Genomic DNA, 24,668 nt, shown 5'->3' with positions numbered 1-24,668 from the left:
AGGATAGGGTGATTCGGATGTTTCACGAGGCCGACGCGGATGCCGGGTGCAGCAGCCGCACGAGCTGGGCCGCGACCTCGGTGACCTGTGGGGGCTGGATCAGGGTGAGATGGTCACCGGGTACCTCGATCACCTCGAAGTGCCCGGCGGCGTAGGTGTTCCAGCCATTGGTGGGATCCCGGTGCAACGTGCCGACCCGGTCGTGTCGCAGCCGGAGCATCGCGGGCAGTGGTTCGGCGGCACGCAGGAGGGTCATGTTCCCGGCATAGGGCAGCGGCTCGTATCCGACGAAGGCGCGCCAATTGCCGACGAACACGTCGAACAGGCGCCGGACCAGTTGCCGCGAGCCGGCGGCGGGCAGCACCCCCGCCGCGACAGCCGCGTCGAGCATGAAATCGAATACTGCGTCGTCGGTGTCGAACTCGGCGGGGATCTCCAGCGCGGGGGCGTCCGTGCCGCGCGCAGGCAGCAGCAGCTCCCACAGGAAGAACTCGTGCAGCCTGCGCTCCGATACCGGTAGCGGATCGCCGCGCCGGACCGTCATCGCGTCGATCAGCACCAGCGAGCTCACCTCGTGCCCGGCTCGTCCGAGCTGCTGGGCCATCTCGAAGGCCATCATGCCGCCCAGCGACCAGCCACCCAGGTGGTACGGCCCCTCCGGCTGAACCTGCCGGATCGCCCGGACGTAGGTGGCCGCGATCTCCGCCATGCTCGTCGGCGCGGTACTGCCGGGCCGCAGTCCCTCGGACTGCAAGCCGTAGAGCGGTGTGCCCTCGGGGAGCTGCTTGCCCAATTCGACGTAGCAGAGCACGTTTCCGCCGATCGGGGGCGCCAGGAACAGCGGCGTGCCGTCTCCCGCACGCAGCAGGACCAGCGGGTCGAATCCCGAGTCCGGTCGTTCACGCAGCTGTTCGGCCAGCGCGGCCACGGTCGGGCCGGTCGCCAGGGACGAGACCGGTAGCGACGAACCGAACCGCTGCTCGATCAGCACGATGAGCCGCATGGCGGTCAGTGAATTCCCGCCCAGGGCGAAGAAGTCGTCGTGCACGCCGATATCGGTCAGTCCCAGCGTCTCGGCCATCAGGGCGGCTACGACCGACTCGACGGGTGTACGCGGGGGCACCCGATCGACGAGGTCGAGGGCGGGCAGCGACATTCCGGCCAGCGCCGCGTCGGCGCGCTTCCCGCTGGGTGTCAGCGGCATCGCCGTCAGCCAGACCAGACGGCTGGGAATCATGTACTCGGGCAGCCATTCTCGGAGTGCGGCGATGACGCCCGGTTCGTCCACGCCGGTGCGGGATCCGACCAGGAAAGCCACCAGCCGGGTATGCGCGCTCGAGGCGCCCGTGCCGCCGTGCGCCACGACGGCCACTTCGGTGACGCCGGGCAGCGCGGCGGTGACCCGGCGCAGTGCCAGCTCGACCTCCATCGGTTCCACCCGATGGCCGCGGATCTTGACCTGGCCGCCGCGCCGGCCGTCGCTGACCACGTCACCGCTGGGCAAACGGCGGCCGATGTCGCCGGTGCGATACAGGCGCGCGCCGGGCACGAGGGGGTGGGGTCCGAAGGCCGCATCGGTGAGGTCGGGCCGGTTCTCGTAGCCGTCGGCGAGGCACCGGCCCCCGAGGTGGATTTCGCCCGGAGCGCCGTCGGGCACCGGGCGCAGGTGCTCGTCCAGAACCAGAATCTCGACGTTGTCGATCGCCGTCCCGATCGGCGGCAGCGCGGGAAACCGATCCGGGTCACCGCGCATGGTGTAGCGGGTGGCGACGTGCGTCTCGGTGGGGCCGTATTGGTTTTCGAGGATCACCTCCGCACCCGCGGCGCACAGCGCGCGGATCTCGTCGGTGACCCGCAGCTGCTCCCCGGAGGAGATGATCACTCGCAGTCCGGCCGGTGCGGTGCCCAGCCGGGTCGCGGCCTCGGCCAGCTGCTGCAGGGCGACATAGGGCAGGAAGATGCGCTCGGCGCCGGTGGCGGTCAGCACAGTGGCCAGCGCGGGCAGGTCGTGACGCTGGTCCTCGCTCAGCAGGATGAGCCGCCCACCGCCGCACAGGGTCGAATAGATCTCCTGGAACGAGACATCGAACGACAGCGGCGCGAATTGGGTTGTGGCCGGGGCGAGTCCGGTTTCGGGTAGTCGGCCGCTGGGGGTCGAGAGCTGCCAGTCGATCAGGTTCGCCAGCGCTCGATGCGGCATGGCGACCCCCTTCGGGGCGCCGGTCGAGCCGGAGGTGAACAGCACGTACGCGGTCGCGTCCGGGTCGGGCCCGGGCAGATCGCTGTCTGCGTCCGCGTTCGTCAGCTCGGTCAGGGCGATCCGCGAATGCTCTGGTGGGACCAGTGTTTCGTGATGCGCATCGGTGATCACCGCGAACGGCCGCGCCTGATCGAGCATGGCGTGCAGGCGCGGGACGGGATAACTCGGATCCAGCGGCACGCAGGCCGCGCCCGTCCGGGCGATGCCGAGGACGGCCGCCACCAGTTCCGGTGAGCGGTCCACCGCGAGCGCGATGCGGTCGCCCGGGCGGGCGCCGCGGGTCACCAGCGCCGCCGCGATCCCGCGGGACAGCCTCGCCAGTTCCGCGTAACTCACGGTGCGGGCGTCGAATTCGAGTGCGATCGAATCGGGCGACCGCGTCGCGTGGGCGTCGAAAAGTTCCACCACCGTGGTCGCGCCGGCGTCGCCCGTCGGAGCGGGGGCCGGGGCCGGGGCGAGTGCGGAGAAATCGATCGGCGCGGCGGCATCGCCGGTGAGCAGTGCCAGCACCGACAGGTAGGTGTCACCGATCGATGTCAGCTGGTCCCGGGTGTAGACCGCCGGATCGCCGTCGATGCGCAACGACAGGCCGCCATCGGAGGGTCTGCGCACGGCGTTGACCAGCAGCGCGAAATTCGTGTCCTCGCGAATGTCGACGCCGAGCAGGTCCACGTCCAAGGCCCGCAGAGCCGTGCCGAAGGCATGGAAGTGGATGTAGTTGAAGGCGGTATCGAGCGTCGTACCCAGCTCGCGCTGGATCTCGGCGAGGGGGAATCGCCTGTGCGGTGCGCTGTTTCGCTCCTGCTCGAACAGCGCCGTCAGGATCTCACCCGGGCCGGCCTGGCCGCCGATGTGCAGCCGATACGGCATCGTATTGAGGAACAGCCCGGTCATGCGCTCGGCATCGAGCAGATCGGGGCGGCCGTGCGTGATCACGCCCGTGGCGACATCCGTACGCCCGGACAGCAGTCCGACCGTGCACAGGTGGGCGGCGAGCAGCACGGTCTTCAGCGGCAGGTGCGCGGTCGCGGCCACGGCGTGCGCCCGGTCGCTCAGGTGCTCGGGAATCGGAATCGACAGGGACAGCCGGACACTCGACGAGGACAGGGCCGTGAGCGGATCCGCCGGGTCCCGAACATCGGGGACATTCGGGCGGATGCCGGGGATGCCGGCGAATTCCGCACCCGCGAGCAGCTCGGCCCAGTACTGCCGGTCGGCCGCGTCGGAGATCGAATTCCGTTCGGCGCGTACATACTCGGCGAACGACGGCAGTTCGGGGGCAGCGGGCGACTCGACGCTCGTGGCCGCCGCGCGATAGTCGGCCAGCAATTCCGACATCAGTGTGGACACGCTCCACCCGTCGAGGATCGCGTGGTGGAACGACAGGACCAGGTCGATGCGCTCGGGGAGCCGGAACACGGCGATGTGGAACAGCCCGGGTCGCTCGAATCGGTAACGCTCCCAGCGATGTCGGCTGACATGGCCGGCCACCACGGCCTCGGCCGTCTCCGTGTCGATCGATCGCAGATCGGCGATCTCGGTCGGCGGGTCCAGCCGCGGGTGGACCAGCTGCAGGGGTTCGGAAAAGGACGCCAGATCGAAGGAGGTGCGCAACACCGGATGGCGGGTGACGGCACGGGTCAGCGCGGTCCGCCATGCCGCCTCGTCCCAGTCCATCCGCAGCGAGTATCGGAAAACATCTTGATAGAGCGGTGATTCGGCGCGTTCGCGGCTGTGGAACAGCATTCCCAGCTGTAGCCGGGTCAACGGGTACGCATCCTCGAGGTGGCCGAGCCGGGAGCGGTCGATCACCGCCACCAACTCGAACGGCGTCACCGCGGGCGTCGTCGCCACTCCGATGTGAACCCGATCCGCCAGTTCGGCGATGGTGGGGGACTCGGCGATATCGCGCGCGCTGAACAGCAGTCCGCGGGCTCGGGCGCGAGCCCGGACTCGAAGCAGCAGAATCGAATCGCCGCCGAGGTCGTAGAAATTGTCGGTCACCGAGATCGACTCGCGATCGAACACCTCGGCCCACACGTGTGCGAGCTGCTGCTGCACCCGGGTTCGAGGCGCGGTGTGCGGGGCGGGTTCGCGGGTGGGGCGGATCGAGATCAGGGCGGCCCGATCGGTTTTCCCGCTGGGGGTCAGGGGAATCGCCGCGACAGCGATGTACTGCACGGGAATCATGTACTCCGGCAGCGTCTTCGCGAGCGCGGCGCGCAGCAGCGCCGGCTCCAGCGGGGCCCCGGACACGCAGTAGGCGGCGAGATAGCTGCCACGAGTGGGCGACTGCAGATCGATCACCGCGGCGGCGGTGATCGACGGCAGCGTCGCCAGTGCGTTCTCCACCTCCCCGAGCTCCACCCGGTTACCGCGGATCTTCACCTGGCGGTCGATCCGGCCGAGGTACTCCAACTCGCCGTCGGCCAGCAGACGGGCCAGATCACCTGTGCGATACATTCTTTCGCCGGGATGGAACGGATCCGGGACGAACTTCTCCGCGGTCAGCTCGGGCCGGTTCAGGTAGCCGCGCGCCACTCCCGCGCCCGCGATGCACAGCTCGCCCGGCACTCCGGCCGGCTGCGGCTGATCGCCGGGGCCGAGGACATACAGCCGGGTGTTGTCGATCGCGCGGCCCAGCGGAATCCGCGAGACCGGCAGATCCGGGTCGGTGGGGCAGTCGTAGTAGGAGACGTCGACGGTCGCCTCGGTCGGTCCGTACAGGTTCACCAGCCGGGGCGCGGCGTCACCGATCGATGCGAAGATTCGGTTCCAGCGTGAAACCTGATGCGGCAGCAGTGCTTCGCCGCTGCAGAAGGCCGTGCGCAGACTTGCCGCCCGGGATGTCAGCGCCGGGTCGGATTCCAGCAGATCCAGGAACGGGGTCAGCATCGACGGGACGAAGTGCAGGACGGTGACGCCGAAATCAGCGATGGCGTCGAGGATGTCGCGCGGGTCCTTCTCACCACCGGGCTTCAGCAGCGCCACCTGGGCTCCGGCGAGTCCCCACCAGAACAATTCCCACACCGACACGTCGAACGACGACGGCGTCTTCTGCAGGATCACATCGGAGGGGCCGAGCGGGTACCGGCGCTGCATCCAGGAGAGCCGGTTGACGATCGAATGATGTTCGACGGCTACGCCTTTGGGTTTTCCGGTGGACCCCGAGGTGTAGATCACGTAGGCCAGGTCGGTGCCGCCGGGTACCGGCTCGGGACGGAGAACCGGCGGTGCCGTGCGCTCCGCCCAGCGGTCCGGGGTCAGCACGGTGACGCCGGACGGTGCGACGGTTGCGGCGTCGGTCAGCACCACGGCGGCGGCGCTGTCGGTGAGCAGATACTCCACGCGTTCGGCCGGGTACGCCGGGTCGATGGGCACGTAGGCGGCCCCCGCGTGCATGGTCGCCAGGATCGCGATCACCAGGTCGGGGCCGCGCTCGAGCATGATCGCGACCAGATCGCCGATCCCGACACCGTTGTCGCGCAGCAGCATCGAGAGCGCGACCGAGCGCTCGGCGAGTTCGCGATAGGTGAGGTGGGAGGCGGACCCGGTGTGCACCGCGATCGCGTCCGGGGTCCGTCGGCACTGGGCGAGAATCGCGCCCACCACGCTCGTCCGGTCGTCATAGGGACGCTCGGTGACTCGCTCCCGGTCCACCAGCTGATCGGCCTCGTTCGCCGACACCGCACACAGCGATCCCGGATGTGCGTCCGGAGTGGCGATTCCGGCTTCCAGCAGCGTGATCAGTCCGCTGACGACCGACTCGATGGGGTAGTCGGCGTCGAAGACATCCGCGGCGTGATCCAGCCGGATCACCAGTGGGCCGTCCTCGTCCAGCTCCATGATCGTCCACGCCATCGTGTTGGGGCTGTACCCCTGCCAGCTCGAGGAGGCCGCGCCGGCGAAGGTGGTCGACACCGACGGCTGCCCGCCGGTGTCGAAGCCTTCGACACGCGTGAGACTGGCGGGGAGACGAAGATAGGAAACCGTCACATCGAACAGCCGGTGCGCGGGGCTGCCTGCCCTGCGCAGCTCGGCCACCAGGTCGCCGAGGGGATAGCGCTGATGCTGCTTCATCCGGCGCACATCGGCTTTCACGGTGCTGACCAACTCGGCCACGGTCGCAGCGGCATCGGTTCGGATCGGCAGCGGCAGGGTGTTGGCGAAATTGCCGACCGCGGTCAGCTCGGTGGGATTGTTGCGATTGTTGAACGGAACACCCAGGACGATCTCCTCGGTCCGCAGTACCCGCGACAGGTAGACGCCGAGCATCGCGCACAGGTAGGGATACAGCGAGATGCCCGCCGCTCGGATGCGGTCGACCAGTTCTCGATCGAGGGTGAACCCGCGGGTGATGATCGGAGAGAGCCCCTCGGAGTCGAGTCGGCGGTCGAACAGCGCGGGGGTGATGCCGTGCAGGCGCGGAACGAGGGCGTCGCGATCGAGGCGGTAGTGCTCACTCGCCCGGTATTCACGTTCGTAGACCAGGCATTCGGCGAACGAGGATCCCGCCGGGCCGGACCGAGCACCCGCCTCGCTCGCTGCCGCGTAATCGCTCAGCAGCTGAGTGCGGAAGTTGCGCAGGCCGGTCGCGTCGACCATGAGGTGATGCGCCGTGGTGACCAGATAGGTGGATGCGGCACCGGCCCGAACGACGGCGAACCGTAACGGTTCCGGGCCGGTCACATCGATCGGCGCACGCGTGCGGTCGCGAATGTGCTGCTGCGCAGCGGCTTCCGGGTCGGCGGCGTCCGTGACGTCGATGAGGGTCACCGGCGGCGCCCAGTCGGGCGTGAGCTCCTGATACGGAACGCCATCGAGGACGCCGTAGCGCATCCGGAGGCCGTCGTTCCGGGCCAGGGTGCGTTCGGCCGCGCCCAGCATCTCCGCGACGTCGACGGGAACGGTCAGATGCCAGACCGCACAGCAGAGATAGGTGGGCAGACCGGGATGCTGCTCGACGATCGACCAGATGTCACGCTGATAGGCGGTGAAAGGCAAACGCATCGAAGCAGGCATGAATACCCCCAGAAATGAAACGGCCGAACCGTTGACGACGCCCGGGCAGATGTCTGGAGCTACGGCGATCCACGGGCCCGGAAAAGCGAAAGCTCTGGCTTCCGCGATGAATTCATTCGAAAACAAGCAATTGCTTGCCTCTGATTACGACCGTAGTAGCCGTTCGAACCGGCCGTCAACGGCCGAAAGTGCAATGCACGAAGGTGCGATGCCCGAAAGTGTCATGCCCGAAAGGGTTATGCCCCTTGGTATTACAGACAGTCGCGCGGAGTGGTTCTATTCTCCGGCATCGCACGGGTTGTCGGGAAATTCCCATTCGGGTGCGGCAGAGGAATTCGAGTTTCGGTGATTCGAATAGATAGCGCAAATCGATCCGCGGCCTAGGATGGGCGGCGCCTCTGTTCCGGCCTGCAGTTCGGCGGCCAGGCGCTGTCGCGGGAGCGGGAGACCGCGCCTACGGTCTGCGAAGTTTCAGGGGCGGACGTGCTTGCGCAGGAATGCCGCGAGCGGAGCCAGCACGGCCTGCGGGTCGTCCACGAACGGCCAGTGGCCGAGACCCTCGAGGATGTGAATCTCGGCCTCGGGGAAGTGGGTTCGCTGGTCGGAGGCGAAGCGGACGGGGATGTACGGGTCGCCGTCGCCCCAGATCACGCAGGTGGGCAGGGCGTCGGCGGCCAGGCCGAGGCTCTTCTCCGGGAATGCCGCACCGGGATCCCTGGAGGTGCGATAGACCCGCAGGACGGCGCGCTTGTGTGCCTTGTCCGCATAGCGGTCGACGCGGTCGATGTAGGCGCGGGGGAGGGGCCGGGGATTGTCGCGGTTGAGGGCGATATGCATGGCGCGGGGATTGCTGATCAACTGGAACAGTTCGCCGAGGACCGGGGTCTGCCAGATCTTCGCGTAGCGATGCCACTCGTAGCCGTCGAGTACACCGCAATTGATGAGCGTGAGGCTGGCTACGCGATCGAGATGATCCAGCGCCCAGCGCATGCCCCAGGCCCCGCCGAAATCGTGCAGCACCAGGTGGGCACGCTCGACGCCGAGTCGATCGAGGAGCAGTCCGAGGAAGCGGGCGTATCCGACCACGCTGTGATCGAAGGCTCGCGGCCGTTCCGATCGGCCGAAACCCGGCATGTCCATGGCGATCACCCGCGCGAACCCGGCGATCTCGGGAATCAGGTCCACCCAATCGTCGGCCGGCCCAGGATTGCCGTGCACGAATACCACGGCCTCCCCGGATTCGGCTGGACCACTGTCGAATACGGCGCACCGAATCCCGCCGACCACAACCTCGGCGACCTGCACCACTGACACGTTCTCGGACATGAGCAGCGTCCCCCTCGTTCCCCACCGGCCTCCCGGCCCGACCGGCCTCATCCCCACCGTACCCACACGAGGTGCAGCATCCGAGCACTGTTGCTCGAATACGCTGCGGCAGCGTCGATCACCGCCCTCCCGCCTCTACACAGGATCTCCACGTGATGTGTGGTGAAACCCCACGAGCGCCGGATAGGTTTCGGGTGTGATTGCAGGACGGCCGATCCCCGTGCGATCGACAGGGCGTGACGAAAGACTCTGGATGGCTGCCACACTCGGGTTCCCGCTCGCCGTCCTGGCACAGATACCGGTGTGGCTGTGCTGGGCCGCGTTGCCGGTGCCGGGGCTCGGCGAGAGTTCACCGGGCCCGGTCCTCTGGGCGCCGTTGGCGGCCGAGGCGGGACTCGCCGTGGCCGCCTTCCGTTTCGGAGGTTCGGTGCCGCGCGGGCTGGCGCTGGCGTTGCTCGTCAGCGGTGCGTTGATCACCGAATGGATATCGAGTCATTGATGGATCTGCCGCGCGACACCGCCACCGGCGGCATCCCCGAACGGCGCATCCCCGGTCGGTTCGGCCCGCTCGGCTTTCTCGCCGTGTCGATTTCGTATTTCGTCTGGGGCAGGGTGAACGACTGGGAGGACGCGCTCCCTCGTTCGAGTTGGCCGCTGCTCGCCGGGTGCGTGGTGATCACCGCGGCGCTGCTCTGCGTCCCGGGTCTGCCTCGCCAGCTCGGCATCGGAGTCCTGATCGGCTGGACCGGTCCGCCGCTGGCTCTGATGGTGGTCTTGGCTCTCGAAAAACTCACGAGCCCCGATGTTTCCGCCGCCGCTGTCGGTCGGCAGCTGCTGGTGTGGATCGGTATCGCGGCTGTGGTGGGCGGCCCGCCTCATCTTCTGTCGCGCTACCGGGTGCGTCGCGCCCATCGGACCGCGCGGCAGGCGGACCCGCCCCGCGCATCATGATCGGTGGCAGTGATGCCTCGGCTGGTTCACGGAAAAAGTTGCTTAGGAACGGAATTCGGTGCTACCGGGCCTGATGCGTGGCGAGGCGCTCCCGGAGACGGTCTCGGACCGCGGGCCATTCGGCGTCGGTGACCGAATAGACGACGGTGTCGCGGAGGGTGCCGTCGGGGCGGATGCGGTGGCTGCGCAGGACGCCCTCTCGGGTGGCTCCCAGGCGTTCGATGGCGCGCTGGGAGCGGGTGTTGTTGATGTCGGTGTGCCAGCCGACCCGGTGGGCGCCGAGGGTGTCGAAGGCTCGGGTGAGGAGCAGGAGTTTGGCCTCGGTGTTGAGGGCCGTGCGTTGCCAGCGCGCGCCGAGCCAGGTGTAGCCGATGTAGAGGGCGCGGTGGTGGGGATCGATCTCGTAGAAGGAGGTGGTGCCCGCGACCTCGCCGGTGTCGGCGTCGAGTTGGACCCAGGGCAGGCGGACGTGGTCGCGTGCCGCGATGAGGCCGGCCTCGACGGATTCGCGGGTGTCCGCGACGGTGACCGGTTGGCGGGCGCTCAGCCAGGTCCAGATCGCCGGGTCCTTGCCCGCCTCGTGCAGGCCCTCGGCGTGGGCGAGTGCCAGCGGCTCGAGGGTCACATAGTCGCCGGACAGCGTAGGGCTGTCGAACCAGTCGGTGGTTGAGTTGGTCACGGGACCAGCGTATTCACCAGAGTGGACTGGTGAAAGTGCCACTTCGGTCGGAAATTTTCAGACCACTTGTGTGATGGTGCTTGACGTCGCCGCGATACCGCGCGGGAAATGACTGTCCACGGCTCACAGGACCGCTTGGGTCTGCGTCACCTTGGCGACGAGTTTGCCTGCGTCATCGTGGATTTCGGTCTCGACCACGATGAAGCTGCGGCCCGCGTGCAGGGGGCGCGAGGTCGCGGTGGCATGGCCCGATCGCACCGCGCGCAGGAAGTTCGTCTTGGACTCCACCGTCGTGGTCCCCTGCTTGCCCTCGGGCAGATTGAGGTACGCGCACACCGCCGCGGTGGCATCGCCCAACGACATGAGCGCACCGCCGTGCATGGCCCCGCCCAGCGTGCACAGCGATTCGTTCCAGGCCAGGCGGCTGCGAACCTGCGCCGGCCCGCATTCGAGCACCTCGACCCCGAGGCCCGCGGTGAAGGGCATGGTGCTGAACAACTGCGTCCCCAGGGGATCGGTTGCGATATCGGTCATGGCAACGACTGTGCCGGAGTGCGCGTCGATGGTCGATTACCTCGCTGGTAATGCCGGCCCGGCACACAGGCCAGCGCGCGCCGCGCGCTGCCACGCACCCCGCACAGCGAGCGACTGCTGCGAGAGCGGCCGGGTATGGCGGCGACGCTCGGTGAGAGCCGGGTTCCTGCTCTGACAGACTCGGGACGTGCGGGTAGGTGTGCTGGGGCCGATCGAAGTCCACGCGGAAGACGGGACGCCGGTGGAGATCGGCGGAGTCAGGGTGCGCATGCTCGCTGCCCGGCTGGCACTCGAGGCCGGCGGATCGGTGCCGGTGGCGGCGCTCATCGACGGCCTGTGGGGTGAGGACCCGCCCACGGAGGCGGCGGGTGCGCTGCAGGCGCTGGTGTCGAGACTGCGCCGAGCTCTGCGCGAGGCGGGAACCGTGGAACTGGTCGCGGGCGGCTATCGCCTCTCCGAGGTGATCGTCGATGCCGAACGGTTCGAGGCACTCGCCACGCGCGGGCGGCGCGAGTTGGCGCAGGGGCACGCCGAATCGGCCGCGTCCGTGCTGTCCGAAGCGCTCGGGTTGTGGCGCGGCGCAGCGCTGTGCGACGTTCTGGATGCCCCGTATGCGCGAACGGTCGCGGTTCGGCTCGAGGATCTGCGGGCGGCTGTCGCGGAGGACCGGTTCGAGGCAGAACTCCGGCTCGGCCGTCACGCGACGATACTGGCCGATCTGGATGCCGCCGGAACCGAACATCCGCTGCGCGAGCGACTGGCCGCACTGCGGATGCGGGCACTCGCGGCGGCGGGACGCCAATCCGACGCGCTGGCCGTGTACGAGGACGTGCGGGCCCGCCTGGACGACGATCTGGGTATCGATCCCTCGGCGGAGCTGCGGGAGACCCACCTGGCACTGCTGCGCGGCGAGCTGGAAACACGCACTGTCGCAAGGGAACCCATCGGCAGCATCCTGCCCGCCCGGCTGACCAGCTTCATCGGGCGCGAGGCGGACCTGGAGGGGCTGGCGCGGCTGGTCGCCGCCGCCCGCCTGGTCACCATCGTCGGTCCCGGAGGCGCGGGCAAGACACGGCTGTCGATCGAGGCGATGAGCGCGCAGCGCCCCGGTCCGGTGTTCTTCGTGCCACTGGCCGAGATCGGCGCACCCGATCAGCTCGCCGACGCGGTCGCCGGCGCACTGGACGCCACCGCGGGCGAGTCACGTGCCGACAAGACCGCGCGCCTGTCCGAGCTGCTGGATGTCGGTGCGGCAGTGCTGATCCTGGACAATTGCGAACACCTCCTCGACGCCGCCGCGACGCTCGCGGAGGATCTGCTGACCCGACTGCCGCAGCTGCGGATTCTCGCCACCAGCCGAGAACCCCTGGCCGTCACGGGCGAGACGCTGTGGCACCTCGGGCCACTCGCGGTGCCGTCCGAATCCACCGAACCCGCTGCGGCGGAACGAGCGTCGTCGGTCCGCCTGTTCGTCGATCGTGCGGCCGCCGCGCGCCCGGGCTTCACCTCGAACGCACACACCCTCGGGCCGATCCTCGAAATCTGCCGCCGCCTCGACGGAATGCCGCTGGCGCTGGAGCTGGCCGCGGCCAAACTGCGCTCGATGAGCGTCGATCACATCGCCCAGCGCCTCGACGATCGATTCCGCCTGCTGAGCACCGGCAGTCGCACCGCGCTGCCGCGCCAGCGTACGTTGCACGCGCTGGTCGAATGGAGCTGGGATCTCCTGGAGGAGCCCGAAAGAGCGCTCGCCCGAAGGCTTTCCATGTTCCCCGGTGGTGCGACCATCGCGGCGCTCGAAGCGACCTGCGCCGACGAGACGCTCCCCGCTCGCGACGTGCTGTACGTCCTGGGCTCCCTCGTGGAGAAGTCGATCGTCGAATCCTCCAGCGTCGCGCCGTATTCGGCGGCCGGTCGCGATGTGAGCGACGACGCCGGATCCCGGGACGACGCGCCGAGCACGAGCGAAGCGGCGCGAGCGGACGAACAGCCCCGCTACCGCATGCTGGAGACGATTCGCGCGTATGCGGCCGAGCAACTCGTCCGATCCGGGGAGGACTTCGCGGACCGCTACGGCGAGTACTTCCTCGCGCTGGCCGAGGCGAACGAGCCCGCGCTGCGCACCGGCGCGCAACTGGAGGCGATCGCGCTCTTCGACGCCGAGCACGCGAACATGGCCGCCGCCCTTCGAACGGCGCTGACCGACCCGAGCCCCGAGGTGTCCACGCGCTGGGTGCGAGCCCTGTTCTGGTACTGGGGAATTCGCGGAATGAGCACGCAGTTCGAGACATCACTGCGGGATGTGCTCCGCCTCGGCACGGCATTGCGGCCCGAAGCGCGTGCCGCGTTGCGGGTCATCGAGCTGATGGCCGGATCGTTCACTGTCCAACCCGGAGCCGCGCCCGCCCTGATTGAAGAGTGCACCCGCGCAGGTGGCCTGGATTTCCATCCGGCGGTTCCACTGTGGACCGCGCTGGTGGCCACGCGGGCCGAAGCCGCCGACCTCGCGGAGCGACAGCTCGAACTCGCCCTGAGCTGGCCGGATCCCTGGGTGCGTGCCAGCGCCCATCTCGCCCGCGACTTCGCGCTGACGGGTCGTGGGGAGCAGCCCGCCGGCGCCGAGGCCAGAGGTGAAGCGCTGCGGGGCTTCGAAACAGTCGGCGACCGTTGGGGTCTCGGCGTCGCTCTGCTTGCCGTCGGCCGCGATCACTCGCTGCGCGGCGATCACGATCGGGCGCTGGCCTGCTTCAGTCGTGCCGTCGCCGTCGCGTCGGAACTCGGCACGGAGGACGACATCTTCGCCGCCCGCACCGAACTCGCCACCGAACGCATGCGAGCGGGAGATCTGCTCGGCGCGGAACGCGATATCGACGCGGCACGACGCCTCGCGACCGAACGTGGCTTCCCCCGCCTGGCCGCGGCCGTCCTCTTCGACTCCGCCGAACTCCATCGGCGTCGCGGCGATGTCACTCTCGCCGACCGTGACCTCGACCGGGTCGAACAGCGCATCGGGAGTCTTCCCTATCCCGAACGGATGGCCGCCGACCGCATCATCGTCGCCCGCCTGGCCAACCGCCTCACCGCCGCCGATGCCCCCGCTGCCAGAAAGCTGCTCCCGCTGGTGATCGCGGGCTCCCTGTTGCACGGCGACCCCGCCACCGTCGCCCAGGCGGTCGCCCGATCCGCCCAACTGCTGGCGAAACTCCGGTTCCTGGAGGGCGAACCGGTCGACGCGGCGACCGGTCTCGGGACGAGCGAAGTCATCCGGGGCGTATTCGACCACGGCGACCCCGAACTTCGCGCGCTCACCGCCGCCCTGAAGGAGCAGTTGGGTGAGAGCGCTTTCCTCGACGCCTACGGCCGGGGCGCACGCGTACCCAGACCGGTCGCGCTGCAACGACTTTCGCCGGAGACTTCGGATCGGCCGTGAGTTCCGTGTCCGCGACCCGGACCCACCCGGCCGTGGGCACTCCCACAACCATGCGGGGCGCTCCCGGCCCCGTGTCACCCGCCGAGCGGCGGAGTTCGGCGATGTCTCCGGCGGCCGGGTTCGTCGGACTGATCGGCGCTGCTCGCGGCAACCTCCGCCGGACGCCGGTCCGAGCCGACCTGTCCAGCCGGGAACTGTCAGGAGACGCGGGGGAACAGTCGGCCGCCGAGGTCTGCCCCGGTGATGGTCCCGGACTCGTCACGGCTGAAGAAGCCGCGCTGACCCTGGAAAGAGCCCTTGGTGATGATGTATTCGTCGCCGGGGAGCAGGCCGAACTCGAAAGGCGGGTGATCCTGGGGCATCTCCGCCCCCGCGGCCTCGCGGATCTCGGGCTTGATCAGGCATTCCAGGTGCAGGGTCGCGCCGTCGGTGGTGACGGTCATGGTCATGGCCTCGTTCGCGTAGTCGCCGAGGATCTCGCGGACCTGGGAATCGTTGTAGGGCAGTGGTTGTGGATCCTTGTCGAGCACGCCGAGGTAGTTCTCCAGCACCCAGCGCACGATGACCTGGTTGCACAGGATGCTGTCGGGACTGGCATTGGACAACACGACGATCGCGCAATCATGTTCCGGCACAACGAGCATCTCGCCGAACTGGCCGAAGCCCGAGCCGCCGTGGCCGAAGGTCCGCACCCCGTCGATGTCCCGCAGGAACCAGCACAGGCCGTGGGCGTCCCCGAGCAGGCTGGCGCGCAGTTCGACGGTCGGCTCCCGCATCGACAGCAGGGTCTCGGCGGGCAGCAGAGGCACGCCGTTCGCGGTCCGTCCGTCGCCGAGATGGTAACGGGCGAAACGCAATTGGTCCGTCACCGTCGAGGCGAGCCCGCCGCCGGGGTTGTTCGCGCGGGTACCCTTCCAGATTCGTGACACCGACAGTTCGCCGGTCTCCTCGCGCTCGTGCCCGGCGGCGAATCGCCGAGTCATGATGTCGTCGCGGAAGTAGAAGGTGCTCGGCAGTCCGATCGGTTCGAGCACCAGGGTGGCGACGGCCTCCTCGAAACCGAGCCCGGTGACGTTCTCGATCACCCGGCCGAGCAGATTGAAGCCCGCCTGACTGTAGGAGGATCGCCCGCCGGGCTCGCCGATCAGCGGGATCTCGGCCAGACTCGCCACGAACTCGGCCAGCGCGTCATCCCCCTCGCCCGTGTTGTTGATGAGGTTCCAGTCCAACCCGGCCGTGTGGTTGAGCAGCTGCTTCACGGTGATCTCGGCGGCGGCGCGCTCCTCGGGCAGGTTCAACTCCGGCACATAGCGCCGGACCGGGGCCTCGATGTCGATCGCGCCCTCGGCGACCAGCCGCATCAGCGCGGTCGCCGTGGTGGGCTTGCTGATCGAGCCGATTGCGAAGAGCGTGTTCTCATCGACCGGCAGCGGATTCTCGATGCTGGTGACGCCGTGGCTTGCGAAGATCTCCCGGCCGTTCACGAAGATTCCGACCGCGACCCCGGGGATTCCGAAGTCGGTGGCGGCGGCTTCGATGAACGTCGACAGAGTGTTCTCGGAGCGCGTGATATCCGACATCGCACTACCTTTCGCCTAGTCGTGCCCGGCCCGTGCGGCCGGTGCTTTCGATGAACATCACTGTGCCGATGTGCGCTGACAGCGCACCGACAGCTGACCGACAGCCCGCGGGCAGGTGCTGTCGGCGGGCTCGGGGAGGTGGTCAGCAAGCCCGCGGACCGCGCTCGTGTGGGACGTTCGGGCGGATGTGGTGATCGAGGTCACGGTGGCCGGAGCCGGGGCTCTCACCAGGTCGGGGCCGGTGCTCTCAGTGGTTACTCAGCTTCGAGCCAGCTAACACTCAGTGGGATCGGGCAGGTTTAGCGACTGACTAGTGGCGAATAATTCAACCTGCCGAAGGAGAACCCGGCGTGCGTTCGACGAAGACCTGGGGCGCCGCCGTGATGGCGCTGTCCGCAACTGTTCTGCTACCGATTGCCGCGGGCACCGCCCACGCCGTATCGGGCCCCGCGCCAGCTCCGGCCGGAACCTCCGCGGACGGTTCCCGGATCGCCTCCAGCGAGGCCGTGGACGCACGCACGGTGAAGTTGCAGGTCTACTCGGCCGCCATGGGCAAGAACATCGAGGTCGACGTGCAGCGCGCGGTCGACACCTCGCAGCCGACGCCAGTGCTCTACCTGCTCAACGGCGCGGGCGGCGGCACGGATTCGGCGACCTGGCAGAAGCAGACCGACGCACTGGGCTTCCTCGCGGACAAGAACGTCAACGTGGTGCAGCCGGTCGGCGGCGGGTTCAGCTACTACACCGACTGGCGTGAGCCGGATCCGGTTCTGGGCGTGAACAAGTGGAAGACCTTCCTCACCGAGGAACTTCCTCCGCTGATCGATCGCGCGCTGAACACCGACGGCCGCAACGCGATCGCCGGACTCTCCATGGCGGGCACCTCCGTGCTGCAGCTGCCCATCGCCGCACCGGGCCTGTACCGGTCGGTGGCCGCCTACAGCGGCTGCGCGCAGATCAGCGATCCGGTCGGATACAACGCGGTCAACCTGGTGGTCAGCGCCGGCGGCGGCAAGACCGAGAACATGTACGGTCCCCAGGGCGATCCCATGTGGGCCGAGAACGACCCCTACGTGCACGCCGACCAACTGCGCGGGCTCAACCTGTTCATCTCCAGCGGATCCGGGCTGCCCGGCCAGTGGGACACCCTCGACGGTGAGCACGCGCTGCCCGGTGTGGGCGGACTGGCCAATCAGGTCACCGTCGGCGGTGCGCTCGAGGCCGCGACCAACTACTGCACCCACAATCTGCAGGGCGAGCTCGGCCGGCTCGGCATTCCGGCCACCTTCAGCTTCCAGCCCACCGGAACCCATTCCTGGGGTTACTGGGAGGACGATCTGAAGCAGTCCTGGCCGGTCCTGGCGGCCGGTCTGGGCCTGCCCGCCTGACGACTCCGTCCGGAACACCCACCTGGAACCAACCGGTCCGAAACCCCTCGGGTGTGCCGGATGTCCGCGAGAATCGTGCCCGCCGATCCTCACGAGCACGGTGTGGCGATGATCGTGGGCAGAACACCGAGAAACAGGAGTACCGATGACCCCCGTGATCACCCCCGTCAGCATCCCGACCACCCCGCTGCAATGGCTGTCGCAGTTGATCTGCCAGCTGGGCAGCAGCGCCTGCATCCTGTGACGCAGAACCTGTGATGCCGGACGAGCCCGCTCCCGATCGGGAGCGGGCTCGCCTGGTTCACGGCGGGAGCGGGCTCAGCCGAGTTCGAAGCTCGGATACCCGTTGTCGCGTTCCTCGTCGCAGAACCGGCGGTAATTGCCGAAACCGCCGATGTACGGCATGAACACCCGCTTCTTGCCCTCGACGTTCGCGCCCATGTACCAGGAGTTCGCCTTCACGAACAGCGTGCCCTCGGCGACCTCCATCAGATGATCGGTCCACTTGACCGCGGCCTCTTCCCGCGCCTCGACGCGCGCGATGTTCCCCGCGCGGCTGTGTGCGATCAGCGCGAGCACCCAGTCGAGCTGCTGCTCCGAGTGCAGCGCCATGTTCGCCATCACCGACGGCGTGCCGACGCTGTTGATGCTGAACATGTTCGGGAATCCGGGAATGCCGAAGCCCAGGTAGGTGACCGGGCCGTCGGCCCACACCTCGCCCAGCCGGGCATCGTTGGACCCGCGGATGTCGATGCGCAGCAGTGAGCCGGTCATGGCGTCGAAACCGGTTGCGTAGACCAGGGTGTCGAGCTCGATGAACCGCTCGCCGGTGCGCGCGCCGGTCGGCGTGATCTCCAGGATCGGTTCGCGGCGCAGGTTCACCAGTGCGACGTTCGGGCGGTTGAACATCTCGTAGTAGCCGGAGTCGGTGCAGATTCGCTTGGTGCCGATCGGGTGATCGGTGGGGATGAGATCGTCTGCGACGGACTGGTTCTCGACCTTCGCGCGAATCTTCGCGACCGCGAAATCACGCACCAGTTCGTTGGCGGTCAGGTCGCTGTTCTGGTCGGGGAACACCTTGTTGAACAGCACGCCGCCCTGACTCCAGCGGTCCTGCATGGCCTCCTCGCGCTCCTGCGCGGTCAGGTCAAGGGCCTTGGTCTGGATGCTCGCGTGCGGGGTGGCCGCCGGTGCGTAGTAGGACTTTTCGCGACGCTGCCGGTAGGTGGCGCGGATCTGGGTCTGCTCCTGCTCGGTCCACGGCCGGTTCGGGATGGGGACGCTGAAGTTGGGCGAGCGCTGAAACACGGTGAGCGCCTCGGCCTGTCGCGCGATGATGGGGGAGACCTGGATCCCGGAGGAGCCGGTGCCGATCACGCCCACCCGCTTGCCTTCGAGGCAGGCGCCCTCCTCGGGCCACTGCGCGGTGAAGATCTCCTCGCCCGCAAAGGTTTCCACACCGGGGATGTTCGGCTTGATCGGCGCGGACAGGCAGCCGGTGGCGAAAACCACGAAGCGGGAGCGATATTCCGCGCCGGTCTCGGTGCGCAGCGTCCAGAGGCAGCTCGCGTCGTCGAATCGGGCCGCGCCGACCCGCTGCTCGAATCGGTAGCGCTCGCGCAGGGAGAAGCGGTCGGCCACATGGTTCAGGTACGCGAGGATCTCCGGCTGTGCCGCGAAACGCTCGGTCCAGGTCCAGCTCTGCTGCAGGTCCTCGTCGAAGGAATAGGAGTAGTCGACGCTCTCCACATCGCAGCGCGCGCCCGGATACCGATTCCAGAACCAGGTGCCGCCGACATCCGCACCGGCCTCCAGGCCCAGCACGTTCAGACCGGCGCGCGCGGCCTGATGCACGCCGTAGAGCCCGGCGAACCCGGCGCCGATGATGATCACATCGTATGGACTGCCCTGTTCGGCGCTGGGATGCATGCGCGACCTCTCCACCTTCGTCTGACACTATTTCGATTAGGCATAGTGTCGAACGACATGCGGGAGGTCGCGAGAGCTCGTCCCACTGACCAGGAGCCCGAACCTCGAACGCGGGTCACTCGTGCGCGGGCTCGCCCGTCACCAGGTGATCGGCGTGATTGAGGCCCTCGCGAACCAGGCGGGCGAGGTGACCGTCGCGAATGCGGTAGATGATTCGCCGTCCGTCACGGCGGGTGTCCACCAGACCGGTGAAGCGCAACTTGGCCAGATGCTGACTGACCGCGGTCCGCGATGCGCCGCAGGCTTCGGTCAGCGCGGTGACATCGGCTTCGTTCTCGGTGAGGATCCAGAGAATGTGCAGCCGTGTCGGATCCGAGAGCATGCGGAAGGTTTCGGTGGCCGCGTCCAGGCGGGACTGATCCGGTGTGGTGGGGTGCGTCAGGCTGGGCGTGCGCAACGCCTTCGCATTGCTCTTGCTCGCCATGACTCACCTTCCCGCCGAGACCACCGCCTCGGTGCCCGCCGGTGCGGACCCGGGCCACACGCGCACGGCTGTTGTAGCAGCCAGTGTAGCGATGACCGCGAGGGTGGCCGCCGCGATCGGCAGGCCGGCCAGCGCGCCGAGGCCCCCGGCCAGGGGGTAGGTCAGCAGGAAGCACGCGTGCGAGAGCGAGAACTGTGCGGTGAAGACCGCTGTGCGGGTGGCGGAATCGGAGTGTGCGCGCAGTAGTCGCGCCGACGGGGTGTTGATCATCGACGTGCCCGCGCCGAGCAACACCCAGGTCAGCGCCAGCAGCAACCCGCCCGAGACCGGGACGAGCAGCGGGATCACGGCCGCGAGCAGCAATCCGACGGGCAGGATGCGGCAGCCGGTGAGCATGAGTTCGCGATCGGTGACCACGGCCAGCAGGCGCGGAGCCGCGAGTGCCACGGCCATGGAACCGAACCCGTAGCAACCCAGGGCGAGTGCGACCGCGCTGTTCGGACCGCCGAGTCCGTCGCGCACGTACACGACAGTGTTGACAATCACGAGCGAAGTCGCCGCTGCCACAGCCAGATTCATGGCCAGCAGGCCGCGCAGTACCGGCTGCCGGAGCATGAATCGCGCACCCTGCGTGATTCGCAGGGGCAGTGGATCGGAGCGCTCGGGTGCGGCGGGCCGGGGGAGCCGGGTGGTGACCACCAGGGCGGCCGAGGCCACGAAACCCAGTGCGGTGCCGATGAACAGCAGGTGGTAGCCGATCACGGTGAGCAACGCCGCGGCCAGTATCGGGCTGAGCAGCGACTCCAGGTCGTAGGCCAGGCGCGAGAGCGACAGACCCCGGGTGTAGTCCCGCTCGTCCTCGAGGATCGACGGGATCAGGGACTGGAAAGCCGGGGTGAAGGTGGCGGAGGCGGATTGCAGCAGGGCGATCAGGACGTAGACCTGCCAGGTGTGCGTCACGAAGGGGAGCATGAGTGCGATGGCGGCGCGCACGGCGTCGGCGGACACCAGCAGGGCACGCCGGGGGAGACGTTCGGTGAGTGCCGAAACAATCGGCGCCACAACGACATACGCCACCATCTTGATCGCCAGCGCGGTGCCGAGCACGATTCCCGCTCGGCCGCCCGCGAGGTCGTAGGCGAGCAGGCCGAGGGCGACGGTGAGCAGGCCCGTGCCGACGAGGGCGACGACCTGGGCGGTGAACAACTTCCGGAATCGGCCGTGCCGCAGTACATCGATCACGCCCGCCACTATAGGACTATATGTGCGCAATTGTGCACTTGATGTCGGATAAGCGCTGGTGCTCACCTCACCTCCCGGTCACGGCGGAAACTCCGAGAGGCCCGATTGATCCCGTTGGTTCGGTGCGGGGGCGATTCGCCGCTATTCTCGCCCTCATGGGGAGGAGTTCCGCAATGCGCTATCTGATGATGTGCTCGGCCGTCGTGCTGGCCGGCTGCGCACAGCACGGGGCGGCGCAGCCGGCGCCGGGCGCACCGCAGGGCATCACGCTGCCGCCCGCCGCGACCCGCAGCGGGACGGCCATGCCGCCGAGCGCCTCCGAGACGCCGCGATCGGAACTACCGCCGTGCGGCGATATCGCTTCTGCGGCAACCTCTCCCGACTGCATGCTGCGTTCGCGTGATTCGGCGGGACTCTCGTTCGAGGTGCGGCACAGCGGCAGCGGCGAACACGCGGTCACCGCCGTGACCGTGCTCGACCCGTCCGGCTCCACCGTGCAGACCATCCAGGAGCAGCACGTCTGGTCGCCTGGGGAACCGCGACTGCGCGACCTCGACGGCGACGGCCGCGACGAGCTGATCGTCCCGGTGTATCTGGCCACCGCGAACACCCGCTACGCCGTGCATCACGCCAGCGGGGACGCGACAGAGTTCCAGCGCGCGGGCGAACTGTCCGGGATCGGAATCGACACCTCGGCGGACGGATACACCATCGTCACCGCGCGTGACGGATACGCGGTCTGGGATGTCCAGTTCTGGCAGTTCGTCTCGGACACGCTGGAGCCGGTGGTCACCGCCGAGGTCCGGCTGCTCGACGACGGGCACGGCAAGGTCGCCGGAAGCCGTTGCAGCGTCGTGGATTCCGGCGGATTGAGCCGCACCGGATTGAGCCTCGATCAGGCCACCGAGCGATTCTGTGCCGAACCCGCCGTCGTGCGCGTCTCGCGCTGAGAACCCTCCGCGCGGGTCGGTGACGACGGAATCGGGTCAGGAACCCGGCTTCGCACCCCGTCGGCGCAACCACTCGGCGTAGTCGAACGACAGTGCCTCGCCATCGTTGCCGAGGCAGAGCGCACCGTCGCGCACCCGTCGGGCCATGCGTCCGAGTGGGGGCACGGGGAACGGCAGCCGCCTCGTACCGAGCACCTCGCGCCGCGCCGCGGCAAGCTCGGTCAGGGTCTGGACCGCGGGGCCACCGACCTCGCGGATCCGGCCGGCCGGACCGGCCTCCGCCGCATCGGCCAGCCGGGCGGCGACCGCCACCACATCGACCGGCTGCACACGCAGTGAACCGTGCGGCTCGACACCGAATTTCGCTGCGACGGTGAAGAGTTGATCGACCAGCTCGTGGAACTGGGTGGCGCGCAACAGAGTCCACGGAATCGGGCCGCCGGTGACCACCTGCTCCTGGGCCACCTTGCTGCGGTAGTAGCTGAACGGCACCTCGTCGCAGCCGACGATCGAGATCTCCACGTGGTGTCCCACGCCCGCGCGCTCCTCGGCGGCCAGCAGCGACCGAACACCCTCCACCAGTACTTTCGTGCTGCGGACTCCGATGTGATTGGCGGCATCCACCACCGTGTCCACGCCCGCCAGCGCCTCGTCCAGTCCCGCGCCCGTGGTCAGATCGACGGCGTGGTGCCGTGTTCGGGGCACCGGGTTCGCCGGTGCGGTGCGCGTCAGCACCCGCACCTCGTGCCCGCGTGCGGCCAGATCCCGCACCACCGGTGATCCGAGCGTCCCCGTCCCGCCCAAAACCGCTACCCGCATCTCGAATCCCTTCCCCGAAGAACCTTCCCTCGGACGCTAGAACCGCAACCTCCGGCGTTCAACATGATTCATCGCATGACGTCGGATGGGCCACATTCGGGGTTCGAGCGCGCGTCGATCCGGTTGGATGCGAGCGCTCAGATGCGCGCGCCCTTCTCGCGATTGCAACCGCGGCACAGGATCTGCAGGTTCGCGGCGCTGGTCGCACCGCCCCTGCTGATCGGGATGACATGGTCGAATTCCAGATAGTGACTGTCGCCGCATTCGACGCATTTGCCGCCGTCGCGCAGCCAGACCTGGGCCTTGACCTCCTGCGGGATGGTGCGGGTGTCGCGGCGACCGGGGACCAGGGCCAGGCGTTTGGCCACCCGCAGCGCGCCCTCCATCGCGGCCGCCACCTGATCCGGATCGGCCACCTCGAATATCGCGCCACCGCGCGCCGAGGTCGCGGCCACCGCGACACGTCCACTCTCCGAGGTCACCGAAATCACTCGGGCCCAGGGCATTTCCGTGCCGGTATCCACGCCGGTGAAGCGCAGCTTCTTGTTGCTGCAGATGAGTCGGCCCTCGGTGAGCTTGGGGCCGCGCGCCAGCTGCCGGATATGGATCGCGCGCACATCCAGGTGCACCTGCTCCTCCGGATCCAGGTGCAGGCCCGGTGCCCGCATGACCGGCAGCTCACCGGATCGCAGCCGAGTCAGCATGCGGCCGCGCTGCATTCGGCGACGCAGATCCTCGATGAGCGGGCCGGTCAGCGCCAGCTCCGCGACCGCGTGGTCGAACGCGTCCATCTCCGTTTGCTCGACGATGCCGTCGGCGAAGGAGAAGGCCACCGCGCGCTCGACGTGGTCGTGCGCGACCGGTCGCAGCACCTCCAGCCCGGCGGCCCGATCGATGCGCTGGAACCGCAGGGCGGTCCAGAGCATGTCCCAATCGGGGCCGCGCGGTCCGACCGTACGCAACACCCGCTCGGCGCGACCGCGCCAGCCGCGCAGGTATTCCTCGATCTGCTCCGAACACTCCCGGCACGGCGCGGGGCGGCCGAACACCCGCCAGCGTCGCGGGCGGCCGCAGCGCGGGCAGTGCCGGGCATCGGCCGAGGGTGCCGCGCGGGTGGAATCGGTCCACTCCGAACCGTCCCACCAGCGCAGTGCGCCGGGATGCCGCGGATCCGGATGCCAGTCGGCCCGCTCGGGATTCGGCGGCAACACCGGCGGGGCCGCGGGCGTGCGACGTTCGAGCGAGGACCCGTCCGGGGCTCCTCGACCGCGGCCCGGCTCGTCCACCTGGACGCCGAATTCCGTGACGATCCCCGCCAGCCCGCTCGCCCAGCCCTGGGCGACCGCGCGGAACCGCCACTGCCCGTCGCGGCGGTAGAACTCGCCGAACATCATGGCCTGCACAGAGTCCGAGTCGGCGACCTCGAACCACGCGACGGGGCGATTGTCGTCGAACACCGTCAGCACCAGCCCGGGGACGTCCGTGAACGCGCCGCCGTCCACCGATCCGGTGATGACGATCCGTGACACCTCGGATTCGGTGCGCGGCAGCGAGACCGACAACCGCGCGGTGCCCGGCGCGGGCTCCTGATCCAGCGTCACCGCCTGCGACACATGCCGGGGCGCGTTGAAGAACACGAAATCCCGGTCCGAGCGCACCCGCCCCGATTCCGACAGCAGCAGCGCATGCGCGTCCACCGCGTCGTCGGACTGCCACGAAAGGACAACCGTCAGAAGCGATGTCGGAACCGGCGCATGGCCACCCTTGGTGAGTTTCATCGTGATCGAACTATGCCACGCGGCTCCGACACCCTTTACCACCTGCGAAACCACCCGGTCCGATCACGGATCCGACCGGCCCGCGTACGTCGGCGTCGGCCGGATCGGTGAGCTCGCCCGAGCGGTGACCCGGTGCGGTGCGCGCGACCGGGACCCGGCGACCATCAGGCCCGGGCCGGACTGGCCGCGTCGGCGACAGATCCGCTCGGGCGCACACCGTGTGCGAGATTCGGCCTGTGGCAGGACTCGGTTCGATTCCGAATCGGCATGGCGGGACCGCTGTTCGACTTGCGCGA

Annotated in this window: 16 protein-coding genes; 6 read left to right on the top strand and 10 right to left on the bottom strand. The window is 68.6% G+C overall.

Annotation, left to right across the window (positions count from 1 at the left end; translation table 11 throughout):
* Positions 1-22: 22 nt before the first annotated feature.
* Positions 23-7,270, bottom strand: coding sequence for a non-ribosomal peptide synthetase (locus tag NJ1_RS20990; RefSeq protein WP_169813176.1), 7,248 nt, complete (start codon positions 7,268-7,270; stop codon positions 23-25).
* Here NJ1_RS20990 and NJ1_RS39290 point away from each other — a divergent pair.
* Positions 7,254-7,631: a hypothetical protein gene (locus NJ1_RS39290; protein WP_157574120.1), complete on the top strand. Its 378-nt coding sequence runs from the start codon at positions 7,254-7,256 to the stop codon at positions 7,629-7,631. The two genes, NJ1_RS20990 and NJ1_RS39290, sit on opposite strands and share 17 nt — an antisense overlap.
* 122 nt (positions 7,632-7,753) lie before the next feature.
* On the opposite strand, the gene NJ1_RS20985 is transcribed toward NJ1_RS39290, so the two are convergent.
* On the bottom strand, positions 7,754-8,608 hold the full coding sequence (locus NJ1_RS20985; RefSeq protein WP_067697025.1) for an alpha/beta fold hydrolase: 855 nt from the start codon (positions 8,606-8,608) through the stop codon (positions 7,754-7,756).
* Between the two features lie 253 nt (positions 8,609-8,861).
* Between NJ1_RS20985 and NJ1_RS20980 the strand changes: the two genes are divergently transcribed.
* Both NJ1_RS20980 and NJ1_RS20975 read left to right on the top strand, forming a co-directional pair.
* Positions 8,862-9,107, top strand: a complete 246-nt coding sequence (locus NJ1_RS20980) for a hypothetical protein (protein ID WP_067697023.1) — start codon at positions 8,862-8,864, stop codon at positions 9,105-9,107.
* On the top strand, positions 9,089-9,559 hold the full coding sequence (locus tag NJ1_RS20975) for a hypothetical protein (protein ID WP_157574119.1): 471 nt from the start codon (positions 9,089-9,091) through the stop codon (positions 9,557-9,559). The genes NJ1_RS20980 and NJ1_RS20975 overlap by 19 nt, the downstream gene beginning before the upstream one ends.
* Positions 9,560-9,620: 61 nt before the next feature.
* Here NJ1_RS20975 and NJ1_RS20970 read toward each other — a convergent pair whose 3' ends face one another.
* Both NJ1_RS20970 and NJ1_RS20965 read right to left on the bottom strand, forming a co-directional pair.
* Complete coding sequence (locus NJ1_RS20970) at positions 9,621-10,238, bottom strand: GNAT family N-acetyltransferase (protein ID WP_067697021.1); 618 nt, start codon at positions 10,236-10,238, stop codon at positions 9,621-9,623.
* A gap of 123 nt (positions 10,239-10,361) precedes the next feature.
* Entirely contained in the window at positions 10,362-10,772 is a 411-nt protein-coding gene (locus NJ1_RS20965; protein WP_067697020.1) for a PaaI family thioesterase, read from the bottom strand.
* A 187-nt stretch (positions 10,773-10,959) separates the two neighbouring features.
* Here NJ1_RS20965 and NJ1_RS20960 point away from each other — a divergent pair, with 187 nt between their 5' ends.
* Positions 10,960-14,202 (top strand): AfsR/SARP family transcriptional regulator, encoded by a 3,243-nt coding sequence (locus NJ1_RS20960; RefSeq protein WP_067697019.1) that lies wholly within the window; start codon positions 10,960-10,962, stop codon positions 14,200-14,202.
* A 197-nt stretch (positions 14,203-14,399) separates the two neighbouring features.
* Here NJ1_RS20960 and NJ1_RS20955 read toward each other — a convergent pair whose 3' ends face one another.
* Complete coding sequence (locus tag NJ1_RS20955) at positions 14,400-15,782, bottom strand: serine hydrolase domain-containing protein (protein ID WP_067697017.1); 1,383 nt, start codon at positions 15,780-15,782, stop codon at positions 14,400-14,402.
* A 383-nt stretch (positions 15,783-16,165) separates the two neighbouring features.
* On the opposite strand from NJ1_RS20955, the gene NJ1_RS20950 reads away from it, so the two are divergent.
* Entirely contained in the window at positions 16,166-17,170 is a 1,005-nt protein-coding gene (locus NJ1_RS20950; RefSeq protein WP_067697015.1) for an alpha/beta hydrolase, read from the top strand.
* 318 nt (positions 17,171-17,488) lie between these two features.
* On the opposite strand, the gene NJ1_RS20945 is transcribed toward NJ1_RS20950, so the two are convergent.
* The 3 genes from NJ1_RS20945 to NJ1_RS20935 all read right to left on the bottom strand — a co-directional run bounded on the left by NJ1_RS20945 (position 17,489) and on the right by NJ1_RS20935 (position 20,825).
* Positions 17,489-19,099, bottom strand: coding sequence for a flavin-containing monooxygenase (locus tag NJ1_RS20945; protein ID WP_067697013.1), 1,611 nt, complete (start codon positions 19,097-19,099; stop codon positions 17,489-17,491).
* 115 nt (positions 19,100-19,214) lie between these two features.
* Positions 19,215-19,583, bottom strand: coding sequence for an ArsR/SmtB family transcription factor (locus NJ1_RS20940; protein WP_067697011.1), 369 nt, complete (start codon positions 19,581-19,583; stop codon positions 19,215-19,217).
* 3 nt (positions 19,584-19,586) lie between these two features.
* The gene (locus NJ1_RS20935) at positions 19,587-20,825 is read right to left on the bottom strand and encodes an MFS transporter (RefSeq protein WP_067697179.1); all 1,239 of its coding nucleotides are present in this window, start codon (positions 20,823-20,825) and stop codon (positions 19,587-19,589) included.
* 155 nt (positions 20,826-20,980) lie between these two features.
* On the opposite strand from NJ1_RS20935, the gene NJ1_RS20930 reads away from it, so the two are divergent.
* Entirely contained in the window at positions 20,981-21,775 is a 795-nt protein-coding gene (locus NJ1_RS20930; protein WP_157574118.1) for a hypothetical protein, read from the top strand.
* Between the two features lie 36 nt (positions 21,776-21,811).
* Here NJ1_RS20930 and NJ1_RS20925 read toward each other — a convergent pair whose 3' ends face one another.
* Positions 21,812-22,594 carry an SDR family oxidoreductase gene (locus tag NJ1_RS20925; RefSeq protein ID WP_067697007.1) on the bottom strand — a complete coding sequence of 261 codons (783 nt, stop codon included), beginning with the start codon at positions 22,592-22,594 and terminating at the stop codon, positions 21,812-21,814.
* Positions 22,595-22,731: 137 nt separating this feature from the next.
* A complete protein-coding gene (locus tag NJ1_RS20920; RefSeq protein ID WP_067697005.1) occupies positions 22,732-24,372 on the bottom strand; it encodes a TerD family protein in 1,641 nt (546 codons plus the stop codon).
* Between the last annotated feature and the right edge of the window lie 296 nt (positions 24,373-24,668).

Source organism: Nocardia jejuensis NBRC 103114, from assembly GCF_001613145.1.
GTDB classification, from domain to species: Bacteria; Actinomycetota; Actinomycetes; order Mycobacteriales; family Mycobacteriaceae; genus Nocardia; species Nocardia jejuensis.
The sequence above is the reverse complement of the archived record's forward strand: the minus strand, read 5'-3'. Positions and strand labels throughout refer to the sequence as shown.

Bases quoted from the DNA above. Each gene is read 5' to 3' on its own strand.
- NJ1_RS20955 (WP_067697017.1), bottom strand. From the start codon at position 15,782: ATGTCGGATATCACGCGCTCCGAGAACACTCTGTCGACGTTCATCGAA.
- NJ1_RS20920 (WP_067697005.1), bottom strand. From the start codon at position 24,372: ATGAAACTCACCAAGGGTGGCCATGCGCCGGTTCCGACATCGCTTCTG.
- NJ1_RS20930 (WP_157574118.1), top strand. From the start codon at position 20,981: ATGGGGAGGAGTTCCGCAATGCGCTATCTGATGATGTGCTCGGCCGTC.
- NJ1_RS20975 (WP_157574119.1), top strand. From the start codon at position 9,089: ATGGATATCGAGTCATTGATGGATCTGCCGCGCGACACCGCCACCGGC.
- NJ1_RS20980 (WP_067697023.1), top strand. From the start codon at position 8,862: ATGGCTGCCACACTCGGGTTCCCGCTCGCCGTCCTGGCACAGATACCG.
- NJ1_RS20965 (WP_067697020.1), bottom strand. From the start codon at position 10,772: ATGACCGATATCGCAACCGATCCCCTGGGGACGCAGTTGTTCAGCACC.
- NJ1_RS20925 (WP_067697007.1), bottom strand. From the start codon at position 22,594: ATGCGGGTAGCGGTTTTGGGCGGGACGGGGACGCTCGGATCACCGGTG.
- NJ1_RS20945 (WP_067697013.1), bottom strand. From the start codon at position 19,099: ATGCATCCCAGCGCCGAACAGGGCAGTCCATACGATGTGATCATCATC.
- NJ1_RS20950 (WP_067697015.1), top strand. From the start codon at position 16,166: ATGGCGCTGTCCGCAACTGTTCTGCTACCGATTGCCGCGGGCACCGCC.
- NJ1_RS20985 (WP_067697025.1), bottom strand. From the start codon at position 8,608: ATGTCCGAGAACGTGTCAGTGGTGCAGGTCGCCGAGGTTGTGGTCGGC.
- NJ1_RS20990 (WP_169813176.1), bottom strand. From the start codon at position 7,270: ATGCGTTTGCCTTTCACCGCCTATCAGCGTGACATCTGGTCGATCGTC.
- NJ1_RS20940 (WP_067697011.1), bottom strand. From the start codon at position 19,583: ATGGCGAGCAAGAGCAATGCGAAGGCGTTGCGCACGCCCAGCCTGACG.